Here is a 13,300-nt window from a genome sequence, read left to right on the forward strand (position 1 = left end):
TCTATGCGGTGAACAAAGACGCCGCCGAAGCTCCACGGCTACGACATGCAGGTGCGAATCTCGTCTATGCGGGGTCAATACGACTCGCGTTGCATTACCTCCACGCGAAGGTCATTTTTACCACCCATCCCAACCCGGCCACCACGACTGGACTCACGCAGTTTGGTCCGTTTCTCAGGGACATGAACAACTCACCGATCGTGTGTATTCAGCACGGACTGAGCATGCAAGAACTTGGTAGGTCCATGCACCAGGGGCACGCAGGGATCGAACGGTACTACTGCGCTTCAAGGTACGAGATAGCCAACATCGGGACGCCAGAGTACGGCTATGCCGCGGATCAACTCGTGCTTACCGGAATCCCACGGTTCGATGGGCTTCCTGTCGACTCCGAACGCGTCGTCATGATCTCCCCGACGTGGCGGCCGGAGTATGCTGCTCCGTCCCCAGGCGAGAACAATCGACGACCGGCCAATGAGGACTTCCTGAACTCTCTCTATTTCGACAGGTTCTCTGCACTTCTCACGTCGAGAGCTCTTCTTGAGGAAGCAGAGGCCCGCGGGTTTAGCATCCGCTTTATGATCCACCCCACCTTGGCGACGAACCACGAGTACTTCCGACAGGGGTTGAACGAGGTTGCAACCGATAAGGGCGTAGGCGACATCGTTGACAAGGTCGTCTCGGTTGGCGCAGCTGGTATCGACACCTCATACGATGTCGAACTGAAGCGTGCACGATTGCTTGTCACGGATTACTCGGGGATCCAGTACGACTTTGCCTACATGCGCAAGGCCATCGTCTACTTCCACGACAGCGATATGCCCCCGCAGTACGGCGACGGCGCGATGGACTACCCGACGATGGGGTTCGGGCCGATAGCGCCGAGCGTCGATACGTTGGTTGACCACCTGCTCGACGCGTTGGGCAGGGACTGTGCGGTGGCTGATGCGTACACGCGCCGGTACGAGACCTTCTTTGAGTTCGATGATCGTCTCAACTGTCAGCGAATTCATGAAGATGTTGAATCCTGGCTCGCCGAAAACGAGGTGAAGGGGAACGCATGAATATCGGAGTGATCTTTGCAGGAGGAACCGGCTCGCGGATGGGTGTCACGTCCGTGCCGAAACAGTTCCTGGACTACGGGGGCAAGCCGCTTATTATCCATACTCTGGAGCATTTTGAGCGTCACCCAGATATCGATGCGCTGACGGTCGCAATTCCGCAGGATTGGGAGGATCGTTTCCGCGAAATGATCGTAACCTTCGGGATCAGCAAGGTTCGGTGGATAGTAGCAGGCGGAACCAGCGGCCAGGATTCGATTTACCGCGCGCTCCGAGTAGCGCACGACGAGATTCAGGATGAAGACGTGAAGGCCCTTGTGCATGATGGTGTACGGCCGCTGATCAACGACCGAATCATCAGCGAGAACCTTGATGCACTAGAGTCTGCTCGCGGGGCGATAACCGTTTTTCCGGCTGTAGAGACCGTGGTCGTCAGTGCGGACGGTGACCGAGTGGACGATATTCTTCCCCGTAGCGAGCTTTTCATTGCGCAGGCGCCACAAACGTTCTGGCTTCACGAGTTGGTTGCTGCGCATGAGTCGGCTCGCGAAAAGGCGCATGATGACTACATCGACTCGTGTTCTCTGATGCGCGGGGAGCTAGACGTCTCCGCTTCCTTTGTTATTGGCACGAGGGCGAACATAAAGGTCACGACTCCGGAGGACTATTTCATGAGCCGCGCACTGCTCGACCTCGAGCACTTTCACGATGTCGAAGGTATCTGATGTCGCTCACCACTGTAGTTGCCGCCGACCTGGATCTGATTGCTGAATCTTCACTCGACTGGACCCAGTTGTCAGGGAAGACGGTCGCAGTGACCGGTGCGAGCGGAATGCTTGGCTCTTACATAGTTCTTGGGCTGCTGCGAGCTAGTGACAAGCACGACTTGGCGCTCCGAGTAGTTGTATTCGCAAGAAGCGCCTCGAAGCTGCGTGCCGTTCTGGGTGAGGCGGCCGAGCGAGCGGACGTCGACATCGTGATCCAGGACGTAGCAATCCCGATCGACGGAGCGCCCGAGGCAGACTACGTGATCCATGCGGCCAGCCAAGCGAGCCCGAAGTACTTCTCCTCAGATCCTGTGGGGACGATCAAAGCCAATACCGTAGGCGTTTTCAATACTCTCGACTACGCTGTCAGGTCCAATGCGCAGCGCTATGTGTTGGTCTCCACGCGGGAAGTGTATGGCCAACCGGTGGAAGGCGACGCGACGTCATTCACCGAGGATGATTGGGGTCGGGTCAACCCACTCGACCTGCGTTCCGCATATCCGGAAGGCAAGCGTGCCGGCGAGACCATTGCGGTCGCTTATCAGGCGCAGCATGGCATCGATGTGAGGATAGCCAGACTGGCACATACGTACGGCCCGGGGATGGACATCACTGATGGTCGCGTACAGGCGGCGTTCTTGACCGATGTCTTGGAAGACCGCGACATCGAACTGCAGTCGCAAGGCCTCTTGACGCGAACCTATACATACGTCGCGGATGCCGCGAGTGCGATGATCACACTCCTGGTCGAGGGCGACGAGATCGCGTACAACGTCGCTGATGATGACGCGTTGGTTTCGATCCGTGAGCTGGCGGACCTGTTCAATGAGGTAGACGGCCGAACCGGACACTCCGTCAAGATCAGCGACGATGCTGCGCCCGCAAAGGGGTGGAGCAAGGTGTCTGCGGGCGTCGTCGACAGCAGCCGTCTGCGCGGCATCGGGTGGCGAAGCCGAACGACCTTGAGGGATGGTGTTGAACGTTGGGTTCGACACGCACGCGAACTGCGCGAATAGCAGTCACGACAGAAGCTTGCGAACCTTTCGCCTGATACGCGTAAGAAGGGATGCGTGGTTGATCGCCGGTTGTGCGGAGTCGTCCTCTGTCGGATTCCAGTACTTGGACTTTTCGATCACGGTCGCGTTCGGCTTGAATGGCGGATAATCGTCGAGATGAGGCCGCTCCCAAGCGATATTCCGGCGCGTAACCGTTGCAGGCGCGCCGACGGCGACGCAATTGTTGGGTACCTTGCGCGTGACGAGGCTGCGATATCCGATAACGCTCCCATCGCCAATTGTGGCACCTCCTAATATTACTGCGTCGCGGGCCAACCAAACGTGGTTTCCAACGGTTACTGATCTCGCTGGATTCACCCGCTTACCGCTACTGACATCGAATATAGCGTGAGCGTCATCGGCTCGAACTTCATTGTTTGTCGCGAACATCACATCATCACCGATGATGACGCTTGTTCCTTCCGTGGCAGACAAGAAGACACTTCGTGTTGTCGACACGTCTTTGCCGACCCGCACCGTGGAGTCTGCACCAGCTCGAATCCGGAATGCAGCAGTAGGTATGCCCGCTCTGCTCGGGCCTATGGAAACTTCCGCGTTATTGTTGTCGAAGATTACGTCCAGTCGAGTGAGCCGGGAGCCCTTCGCAACCGTAAGGCGGTTGTTTCTCCCCCGTATGCGGATATTCACCTCTTTAGGTGGCCGTTCACCTTCATACACGATCTCGTTGCCCCGCGAGTCTGTGTATGTGGTCAGCTCATGAATATAGACCTCCCCGGCGCGTTTCAGAGATTCGGGGGAAATCGTGTCAGTGCCGACTGAGGTGGCGCCTCGCTCGAGTAGATCTGCGGCGGCGCGCGCATCGTTCACGGTAAACGCGATGGGAGAAATGCCTGAATCTCTAAACGCATCGAGGATCTGCTTTGGTGTAGTGGGAGCAACGGTAACTGTCTCAACCTGTTGTGCGACACAGAAAGAAAGGAACGATTCGTCTAGTTCGGCTGAGGTATCAGATTGAGGCTTCGCGTGAAATAGATTGATGCGCGAGAAATGGCCTAGGCTTCGGACCTCCTCAACCATCTCTTTGTTGTACGTTCCCGCCATGCAACGATCGCGCAGCCCTTTGTCATTGATGATTGAGGCGATCTTCCCGTATATCTCACGGGTCTGTGCCCGGTCAAGCGGGCGGACGTCAAAAAGCACGCGCGTGTCGGGATGTTGAACTAGGAAATCCCGCAGATCACTGAGGCGCATTGTCGCGTACTTGCCGTGAACCCGCTTCCCGCGAAACGCTGCTACCGACAGTTGAGCGGAGGCATCCGCTGTAGGGGCATCCCATCCCAGGCGGGCATGGTCCTTTGGGGTCCAGCCATGGATCAGGACTGGCTCGCCGTCTGAGGTCAACGCAACGTCTACTTCGAACAGCCGGAAGCCACGTTCGTATGATCGTGTCAGTGCTTGCTTGGAGTTTGTATAGTCCTTACCCCCGATCCTGCCTAAAGCGTGCGCAATCAGCGTGTGCTGACCTGACCAAGACGAATTGCCGTGAGTGGTCATCGCAGTCCTCCGAGGAAGGGTTTAGGGGGTGCAGGAAGAACGCTGCAGGGGGAAGGGAAGCTCTCATCGTACTGGTGGACACTCCGCAGTTCGCTGGGCGCCCGCGAGCATCACGGCGACAGTGCGGGGAGCGTTCATGCGACGACCTCCAAAGCCGTTGTCGACATCGCTGCCTCCATCACGACGTCCGCGAGGTGGTCCGCTGCGGACGTACGCTCATCCCCGGCATCCGCCACGAACTTCTCGTGCATGATGCGCATCATCTCAGCATCCGCTTCGCCCTTGCGTACCGACTCCACGAGCGCCTCGAGGCTCGCGGCCATCGGCAGACCGAGGTCATCCGGATACTTGGCGTAGAAGTCTCGCCGCTGCGAGTACTCATCGAGGTCAGGGGCGATCAGGTACGACGGAACCCCCGCGACCGCGGCCTCGAACACTGCCGACGAGTAGTCGGTGATGAAGATGTCGGCCACCAGCAGCAAGTCCTGCGTCGACATACCTGGCGCAACCCGCAGCCCCGAGGCAGACGGCACCGGAACCAGCGGATGCAGCTTGGTGATCATCGCGTATCCGGCATCCGTCATCGCCTGCGTCAGCTCGACCGGATCGACCGGCGATACCCGACCCTCGGTGCGGAACGTGGGAGCGTACAGCGCCACCTTCTTGCCCATCAGGTCGGGATACAAGAAGTCGAAGCGCTCCCGCACCTTCGCGCGGTGCGCAGGATCGCGTAGCCTGTCGACCCGCGGCAGTGGCGCGACCACCACCTTCGACACGTCGACGCCGAACGCCTCGGCGAAGGGCTCACGGCAGCGCTCGGCGCTCGCGATCACGATGTCGTACCCGGCGTGCATCCGCATCGCCTTCGCCAGCAGCGGGTCGCGCCCGCCGCGCTGTCCGATGATGCTCAGCCCGAACTTCTTCAGCGACCCCAGCGCGTGCCACAGCTGCACCACGGTCAGGCCCTTCGAGCGCGGCGTCGCCGAGGCGATGATCGAATAGCCGTCGACCACCAGCACCCTCGAGGTCGACACGTGGTACATCTCCACCAGCAGGTGCGCGGCGTAGCCGAACTTGCGCACGATGCCCGGTGGCACCATCTTCGCGATCATGACGACCTGCACCGAGGGGTCGGCGCGCAGCATCGCGTCCCGCAGCAGCAGGAAGTCCGAAGGCGGCTTGCTGCTCTGCCGGGTCAGCAGCACCACCTTGTGCCGCCGCGGCAGCACCCGCATGACAAGGCTCACGAGCGTCAGCGCGAAGCGCGCGGCGTACGCGGCGAGCACATCCAGACGCAGCCGCTGCGCCAGCACCATCACGAGACCGGCTCCGTGACAGGCACGCGGAGCAGCTCGCCGGCGATGCGATCGCTGGAACGTCCATCGAGGGCATCCGCGAACTCGTCGAGGAACGCATCCAAGCGCGCGTCGTCGACATCGGCCGTGGCGATCGCGGCGGCGAGGTCTTTGGCGTCGCGCACGACCGGGCCGATCGCGTAGTGATCGAACGGACGGTAGAACGACCGCGCCGCCTCGTACTCCTCCAGATCCGGCGTGTAGAACACCACCGGCCGGCGCAGCAGCGCGAACTCGAAGATCGACGACGAATAGTCGGTCACGAGCACGTCGGCCGCCATCAGCAGGTCGTTCATGTCGGGCACGGCAGCAGCATCCACCACTCCCGCGCCCAGCGCACGGCGAGCGACGAACGGATGCTGACGCACCCCGACCCGCCAGCCGGCGCCCAGCGCGTCAGCGATCCCCGCCCAGTCCGCATCGGGAGCGGCCGTCGCGCTGCGCTGGCCGTTGCCACGGAACGTCGGCGCGTACACGACGAAGCGCTCGTCGTCGCCGACGCCCAGCTCGCGACGCACGCGCGCACGGGCGGACGCGACGGCATCCGCATCGAAGAACACGTCCGAACGCGGCATGCCCCACGGGCGCACGCGCTCTGCCGGGATTCCGAACGCCTCGGCGTAGTCGTCGACGATGCCCGACGAGCTCACAATGGCATCCGTGTAGTTGCGATGGATCTCGCTGCCCCGCGTGGGGCCGCCGGGCAGACCCGCCCGGCTGTGACCCACCTGCTTGAACGCGCCCGCGGCATGCCAGAGCTGCACCAGCCGCGCACCGCGGCGGATCCGAAAACGGTAGATCAGCGGATAGAAGTCGTCGAGCACGATCACCGCGCTCGTCGCGATCAGCATCGGCAGACGGAAGACGTCGCGCAGCGGCCGTCGTGACGCGAGACTGGGTTTGAACACGCCGATGATCTCGACCGACGGATCCGCGCGCACCATCGCGTCGCGCAGAAATCCCATGTTGCCGACGAAGCCGTCGTGCGAGTCAGACAGGAACAGTACCCGGTTGGTCTTGACCGGTTTCAGGGTCGCCCAAGCTGCGTAGGGGAGGTAATAAGGAAGAAAGCGGATGCTGCGCAGTATCCGACTCTTCCGAAGCCATTGGCGCACGGGCAGTTAACCTGAAATTCATCGAGCTGACGGAACCCGTTCAGTATACGAGGGCGCTCCGATCGGGAACCCTCAGGGTCTGCGGGCCGTGACGCTCTCAGGGCGTCGCGCGCAGCGGCGTTTCCGACAGCTGGCTAGCACCTTCGAGGCCACCATCGCCGAACGCCAGCACGGCGTCGAGCACCGGATCGGCGCTGAGCACCCGGTTGTGCCCGTTACACTGCGTCAATATCAGGCGCGATTGGGCGGGGTGTGCCGCGTGCAGTCGCTCGGAGTGGCGCACGTCGAGGGCGCGATCGCCCCGGTCATGCACGATGAGCAGTTCGGTCTGCAAAGGGAGCGGCTGCGCCAGTGAGTCATATCGGGCATCCGATTCCTCACGACTGACGCCGATACGGCGATAGAAGCCGTCCTCGAACGATCGCCGCGCGCCATCTGGCAGGCCGACGTTGCATGCGAACTGATCGTGGAAGGCCAGCACCTCGCCCGCGCCGGCGACCGATACCACCCGTGGGGCCTCGACCCCGTCGCGCAGCGAGGCCAGTGTCGCGAAGGCGCCGAAGGAGTGCCCCACGATCAGGCCGAACGGTCCTTCGGCATCCGACAGCAGTCGAATCGCCACGACCCAGTCGCGCACATCGGTCCTCCGACCGGGGGAATCGCCGTGCGCGGGCGCATCGAACGCCACGACGCGATAGCCCTCGCCGACGAGGTCGCGCACGAGAGTCGCGAACTGCGAGGCGCGTCCGTTCCAGCCGTGGACGAGCAAGGCTGCCCGCGTGCCCGTGCCCCATCGATAGGTGGTGACATCCCGCCCGCGCACCTGGATGGTGGCGCGACGCGCGGCATCGTGCGTGGCCGAGTCGTCGTCCCGCACACGCATGCGAGCGGTCGCGAAGAAGGCTTCCAACGCGAGGCGGCCTCCCAGTGCCGGCGCGATGCGCGACGAGAAGCGGATGCCGGCGGCGACGGTGTTCTGCAATGCGGGCACGGTGCACTCCTATCAATACGAACGATCGTACGTAGACTACACGCACGATCGTTCGTACACTAGGGGGATGGGCGAAACAGTCGTTGACGGCCGGCGCGCGCGGGGTGACGCCTCACGCCGGTCTGTGCTGACGTTCGCCACCGACCTTGCTTCGGTGGAGGGGCTCGACGGGCTGAGCATCGGCCGGCTTGCCGACGCCTCCGGCCACAGCAAGAGCAGTATCGCCGGTCTCTTCCAGAACAAGGTGGGGTTGCAGTTGGCCACCGTGGCCGCGGGGCGCGACGTCTTCATGCGCGTTGTCGTCGAGCGCGCTCGCGAGCAGGAACGCGGCCTCGACAGACTCGTCGCGTTGATGCATCACCTGATCGAATATTCCCGCACGCGCGTGTTCAGCGGAGGGTGCTTCTTCGCCGCCATTGCCTCCGACTTCGATTCCAAGCCGGGCCCAGTGCGTGACGCAGTGCGCGAGGCGATGACGCTCTGGTACGACTATGTCGAGATGCAGGTGGGTTACGCGGTGGATGCTGGTGAACTCGACCTAGATGCCTCTGGCGCAGCCCAACTCGCCTTCACGCTACCCGCCCTGTACGAACAGGCCAACGCACGGTCGCTGCTCTACAGCAGCGACGAGCCTTATCGCCTGGCAGCACGCGGCATGTGCGAAGCCCTCACCGCCGCGGGTGCCGCCCCCGCCGCGCTCGAACTACTGCGGCGCTGACATCCCGGACCCAGGAACGAATGCAGGGAGTCTGAACACTTGCAGGTGGAAACACCGCAGAATCCACCTGCAACCGTTCAGACTCCCTGCATTCGTTCCCGTCGCACGCGGGTCAGGGGTTCGCCCGGCGCTCGGGCACCGGCAGCAGCAGGAGCAGCCCGATCAGCAGCACCAGCACGATGCCGAGGATGCCGAAGGTCGTCGACTGGGTTGCCACGATCAGCAGCGTCCAGGCTCCGGACGCCATCCAGCTGGCGGCGCGACCGGTCGTCGCGTACAGGCCGAAGATCTCGCCCTCGCGTCCGGCCGGTGTGAGTCGCGCCAGGAACGAGCGGCCCGCGGCCTGCGCCGGTCCGACGAATGCGCACAGGATCAGCCCGCCGATCCAGAACACCGTCGTGCCGCCGTCGGCGAGGAAGAACACGGCCAGTCCGGCGACGACCATCGCCGTCAGCGAGATCACGATGATGCGCTTGGGGCCGAAGCGATCGTCGAAGCGCCCGGCGAAGATCGTCGAGACGCCCGCGATCAGGTTGGCGGCGATGCCGAAGATCACCAGCTGCATGAACTCGAACCCGAACACCACCGACGCGATCACCGCGCCGAACGCGAACACACCGCCGAGCCCGTCGCGGAACACCGCGCTGGCCAGCAGGAACCAGAACGTGGGCCGCGTCTCGGCGTTGCGGTACAGCCCCACCACGTCTCTGACCAGCAGCGCGTACGAGGCGAAGAAGCCCACCCTTCGCTCGGGACGACCCAGCGAGGGCTCGGGCACGTTGAGGAAGATCGGGATGCTGAACACCAGCGCCCACACCGCGCAGCCCACCGCGATCAGCCGGAAGGGCAGCCCGTTGTCGGTCGACATGCCGAACCAGTCGGCGGTGTCGAGCACGACCACGATCACGAGTGCGACGATGCCGCCGATGTAGCCGAAACCCCATCCGAGGCCCGAGATGCGCCCGATGTTCTTCGGGTTCGCGATGCCGATCAGCATGGCGTTGGAGTTGACCGCGGCGATCTCGCCGAACACGGATCCTGCCGAGATCAGCGCCACACCCACCCAGAACATCGACGGCACCGGGGTGACGAACCACAGTCCGAACATGCACAGGATCAAGGCGCCCGTGCCGATGCCCAGCCACAGCTTCTGCCGGCCGGCCGCGTCGGCCTGCTGGCCCAGCACCGGCGCCACCAGCAGGATCGCCAGCGCCGCGATCGTCGACCCGAGCCCCAGACCCGAGGTCAGCTCGGCGATCGCCGCCTCCTTGAGCGGGTCGCTGTCGTCGAGCGCCTGCAGCTCTGGTGTCAGGAAGGCGTCGGTGGTGAGGTACAGCGCCGTGAAGATGAAGGTGAGGATGACCGTGTTGAACGGCTGCGTCGCCCAGTCCCACAGCGCCCACGAGTAGACCTGCTTGCGGGGAGCGGGGGTCTCGCCACGCAGGTCGAGCCCCATCACCGCCACGGCATCCGTGCTGGCCGTCGCCTCAGGGCGGGGCGGGCGCTGCTCATCGCTCATGATCGAAGTCTGGCCGCGACCGGTGAACAGTCGGTGACGGCGCGCCGCCCAGGTGCGGCGCGCAGGAACGTGGACCGCGCCCGGTCGCCGGCCCGCTCGGCTCCACCTTTCGGATGATCTTTGCGTCGCGCCGCTCGGATTCGCGGCTTGATCGGGCGGATGCAAAGGATGCACGGCCTAGCGTTGATGCAGACCGACCGAGGAGAGAAATTGTTCACCACGCCCGCCCGTCTCTACCGCGTGCTCGCGATCGCCGAGGCGATCACCTGGACACTGCTGATCAGTGCACTCATCGCCCGCGCGGTCGGGGCGGACCCGCTGGTGGTGACGATCGGCGGTGGCATCCACGGCTTCGTCTTCCTCTCTTATGGAGCGATGGCGGTGCTCGTCGCGTTCAATCAGCGCTGGGGCGTCGGCGTTGCCGTGGTCGCCATCGCCAGCGCGATCGTGCCCTACGCGACGATCCCCGCCGAGATCTGGCTGCACCGCACCGGCCGGCTCGAGGGCGCATGGCGCCTGGAAGAGACCGACGACCCGCGCGATCGCAGCTGGTACGACCGCACCATGCGCTGGTTCCTGCTGCGTCCGTGGGTGCTCGGTGCCCTGATCGCCGTCGCGATCGTCGCGCTGTACACCGTACTGCTGATCCTGGGCCCTCCCGGCGGGAAGTGAGCAGACTATCCGCGTGATTCATTTACAGGAAAACTTGTTGATCGATTCGCAGGAAAAGTTGTAACCTAGTTCTTAAGAAAAGTTGTGGACGCAATGGAAGGGCCCACGACGGTGAAGAAGAACGAACTGGTATGGCGCGAGCTCATCGACAACGCAGTCATGCACGGCCGTCGACGCTGGCACAACATCGAAGATCTCGCATTTCGCGCTGGCGTCGCCCCGGCGACTGCTTCCTATGCCTTGCGTCGTCTGATCGAGATCGGCGCCATCCAACAGCATCACGCTGGATTCACCGTTGTGAATCCGGAGAAGGTGCTCACCCTGTCCTGTGCAGCCCGCAGCGTCATGAATGACGCGCGAGTAATGGTGACGCTGCCTGCCTATGGCCTTCAGAACCTGCTTGCGACGACGATGGACGGCGGCCTCATCGTGGGAGGTGCCGCGGCGGCAGTGGAGCTGTTGGGTGGAGTGAACGTGGTCTCGGACTACTCCGAACACCTTTACTATCTTCGGGACGAGCACACGGCCGACGCCGTAGACGACATGCTGCAGCTCTCAGGCGCCAAGCGACACACCGGCTACGGTCGCAATCGTGGAAACGTCACGTTCCTCCTCGCGGACCCCCGCGCCGCACGCATGTGGCAACGCCACTCGTCGGTCGCGCAGACGTACGTCGACCTGTTCGCGACTCCCGGCTGGCAAGCATCTGAATTTCGAATCGCCCTGCACGAGAAGTTCTTCAGCAGGCGGGACTGGGATCAGGAGTAGATCATGACGGAGCTGACGGCAGACGAACTCGGGCGCGTTCAAGGGCTGCTCGATCATCTCGGATACGACTTGGAGCCGTCCATCCTCATCGGCGGGTGGGCTACTCAGATGCGCGTCGGCGGCGATGTGAGTCGTGATATCGACCTCATCATCATGGATCAGGGCCTGAGGCAGAAGCTGCGCGAGATCCTGCCCGACTACAGCGAGAACACCATCCACAGTGGTGGACGCAAAGGGCGCGGCACTAAGAACGGGGTGCATGTAGACGCATACATACCGTGGGAATCGGCGCTGGGCAACAAGTTGCGACTCAGAGTCGAGAAACTCATGGATCACACGGAGCCCGCGCCCATGAAGGGGTGGCGACTGCTGAACATCCATGCGCACACGGCGACCAAGCTCGCTGCACTGCTCGATCGCCCAGATACCGAGAAAGGTGAGAAGGACGCACGCGAAATCGACCGGCTCCTCGACAGCGGCGCAGATCCGATCGAGACGATCGCCGTCCTCTTGAGCGCCACGGACGGTGAGCCTGGCCTGATACCGGGATACATCGCAGAGGTATTCGAGCTTGTGCCCGTCTTGGCGTCGGTCAACAAACAACGACGACGGCAGCTGGCTTCGCAACGCCGCACCTGGGTCGACGAGGCTGAGTATCAATTGCGAGATCAATCTCCGCACTGACGTCCGTCGGGCCCTCCCGGCGGGAAGTGAGCCTGCTGGGTGCCTGAGTCTGTCGAAGGGTCAGGTGCACGACGACGCCAGCAGCTCGGCGAACAGCTCTTCGGCGTCGCACTCGACGCGTCGCCGCGTGAACCAGTCGCACACGTTCACGCAGTCACGATGCAGCAGGTCGAGCCCCTGCGGATTCGCGATGATGTCGACGATCTGAGGCAGATCGATCACCCGCACCCGGCCGTCGTGCACCAGCAGGTTGTACGGCGATAGGTCGCCGTGCGCGAAGCCCGTCTGCGCGAAGGTCCGCATGATCTCGACGATCTGCTCGTAGAGGCCGCCCAGCTCGTCGCGCGTGCCGCGGTGCTGCGCCAGACGCGGCGCCGCGGTTGCACCGTCGCCGATGAACTCCATCAGCAGCTCGGTGCCGTTCACCTGCACGGGGTAGGGCACCGGAGCGCCGAGCTCGTGCATCCGACACAGTGCGCCGAACTCGGCGAACGACCATTCGGCCGCCGCCACCTCGCGGCCGAACGCCGACTTCTTCGCGATTGCGCGGGCGTCGCGCGACTTCTGCACCTGGCGACCCTCCGTGTACACCGCCGAGCGGTGAAACGACCGGTGCTCGGCGCTGCGATAGCGCTTCGCGGCGAGCAGCGTGCGCTGGGACGGATCATCGGGCACGGCGCGTTCGATGAGGAACACGTCGGCCTCTTTGCCGGTCTTGAGCACGCCGAGTTCGGTGTCGATGGCCCCGGCGCTGGTGACGAGCCATGCCGGCCACGGCTGAGGCCCGCGCTCTGAGGGCGTGATCGCCGGCCAGGTGGTCCAGCGCTGGTTCTCGCCGGGTTCGACGTCGGCGAACGAGAGGGTTGCGTCGTCGAACGACGCGAAGGGATCTGTCACGATGTGGACTCCGAGTGAGGGAGGCCACGCGCGGGTCAGCGGTTGGTGGCCTCGGGAGAGAGGTGGTCGGCGGTGGGCACGACAATGACGGTGTTCATCGCTCACTCCTCTCACTCGGGTCCCCGGGCCGATCCCGGGGCACCCGCTGAGCCTAATCCCACGAGGAGGGGTGCGTCCAGCATC

General features: G+C 63.4%; 13 protein-coding genes. 7 read left to right on the forward strand and 6 right to left on the reverse strand.

The window, feature by feature from the left end; genetic code table 11:
- The 3 genes from WDU99_RS16865 to WDU99_RS16875 form a co-directional block, all read left to right on the forward strand.
- On the forward strand, positions 1–1,064 hold a 1,064-nt coding region (locus tag WDU99_RS16865; RefSeq protein WP_337333635.1), incomplete at its 5' end, for a CDP-glycerol glycerophosphotransferase family protein.
- Complete coding sequence (locus WDU99_RS16870; RefSeq protein ID WP_337333636.1) at positions 1,061–1,786, forward strand: IspD/TarI family cytidylyltransferase; 726 nt, start codon at positions 1,061–1,063, stop codon at positions 1,784–1,786. The genes WDU99_RS16865 and WDU99_RS16870, both read left to right, overlap by 4 nt.
- Positions 1,786–2,844, forward strand: coding sequence for an NAD-dependent epimerase/dehydratase family protein (locus tag WDU99_RS16875; RefSeq protein WP_337333637.1), 1,059 nt, complete (start codon positions 1,786–1,788; stop codon positions 2,842–2,844). The genes WDU99_RS16870 and WDU99_RS16875 overlap by 1 nt, the downstream gene beginning before the upstream one ends.
- 3 nt (positions 2,845–2,847) lie before the next feature.
- Here WDU99_RS16875 and WDU99_RS16880 read toward each other — a convergent pair whose 3' ends face one another.
- The 4 genes from WDU99_RS16880 to WDU99_RS16895 all read right to left on the reverse strand — a co-directional run bounded on the left by WDU99_RS16880 (position 2,848) and on the right by WDU99_RS16895 (position 7,859).
- Positions 2,848–4,398: a glycerophosphodiester phosphodiesterase family protein gene (locus tag WDU99_RS16880; protein WP_337333638.1), complete on the reverse strand. Its 1,551-nt coding sequence runs from the start codon at positions 4,396–4,398 to the stop codon at positions 2,848–2,850.
- Between the two features lie 134 nt (positions 4,399–4,532).
- A complete protein-coding gene (locus tag WDU99_RS16885) occupies positions 4,533–5,714 on the reverse strand; it encodes a CDP-glycerol glycerophosphotransferase family protein (RefSeq protein WP_337333639.1) in 1,182 nt (393 codons plus the stop codon).
- Positions 5,714–6,868 (reverse strand): CDP-glycerol glycerophosphotransferase family protein, encoded by a 1,155-nt coding sequence (locus WDU99_RS16890; RefSeq protein ID WP_337333640.1) that lies wholly within the window; start codon positions 6,866–6,868, stop codon positions 5,714–5,716. Before WDU99_RS16890 ends, WDU99_RS16885 begins: the two co-directional genes overlap by 1 nt.
- Before the next feature lie 97 nt (positions 6,869–6,965).
- A complete protein-coding gene (locus WDU99_RS16895) occupies positions 6,966–7,859 on the reverse strand; it encodes an alpha/beta fold hydrolase (RefSeq protein WP_337333641.1) in 894 nt (297 codons plus the stop codon).
- A gap of 67 nt (positions 7,860–7,926) precedes the next feature.
- Here WDU99_RS16895 and WDU99_RS16900 point away from each other — a divergent pair, with 67 nt between their 5' ends.
- On the forward strand, positions 7,927–8,577 hold the full coding sequence (locus WDU99_RS16900; RefSeq protein WP_337333642.1) for a TetR family transcriptional regulator C-terminal domain-containing protein: 651 nt from the start codon (positions 7,927–7,929) through the stop codon (positions 8,575–8,577).
- Between the two features lie 112 nt (positions 8,578–8,689).
- Here WDU99_RS16900 and WDU99_RS16905 read toward each other — a convergent pair whose 3' ends face one another.
- On the reverse strand, positions 8,690–10,096 hold the full coding sequence (locus WDU99_RS16905; protein WP_337333643.1) for an MFS transporter: 1,407 nt from the start codon (positions 10,094–10,096) through the stop codon (positions 8,690–8,692).
- 210 nt (positions 10,097–10,306) lie between these two features.
- On the opposite strand from WDU99_RS16905, the gene WDU99_RS16910 reads away from it, so the two are divergent.
- The 3 genes from WDU99_RS16910 (at position 10,307) to WDU99_RS16920 (ending at position 12,220) form a co-directional block, all read left to right on the forward strand.
- Positions 10,307–10,768, forward strand: a complete 462-nt coding sequence (locus WDU99_RS16910) for a DUF3817 domain-containing protein (protein WP_337333644.1) — start codon at positions 10,307–10,309, stop codon at positions 10,766–10,768.
- Positions 10,769–10,879: 111 nt separating this feature from the next.
- The gene (locus WDU99_RS16915; protein WP_337333645.1) at positions 10,880–11,536 is read left to right on the forward strand and encodes a hypothetical protein; all 657 of its coding nucleotides are present in this window, start codon (positions 10,880–10,882) and stop codon (positions 11,534–11,536) included.
- Between the two features lie 3 nt (positions 11,537–11,539).
- A complete protein-coding gene (locus WDU99_RS16920; RefSeq protein ID WP_337333646.1) occupies positions 11,540–12,220 on the forward strand; it encodes a hypothetical protein in 681 nt (226 codons plus the stop codon).
- 60 nt (positions 12,221–12,280) lie between these two features.
- On the opposite strand, the gene WDU99_RS16925 is transcribed toward WDU99_RS16920, so the two are convergent.
- Positions 12,281–13,117: a serine protein kinase RIO gene (locus tag WDU99_RS16925; RefSeq protein ID WP_337333647.1), complete on the reverse strand. Its 837-nt coding sequence runs from the start codon at positions 13,115–13,117 to the stop codon at positions 12,281–12,283.
- Between the last annotated feature and the right edge of the window lie 183 nt (positions 13,118–13,300).

This window comes from Microbacterium bandirmense (assembly GCF_037204185.1).
GTDB lineage: Bacteria > Actinomycetota > Actinomycetes > Actinomycetales > Microbacteriaceae > Microbacterium > Microbacterium bandirmense.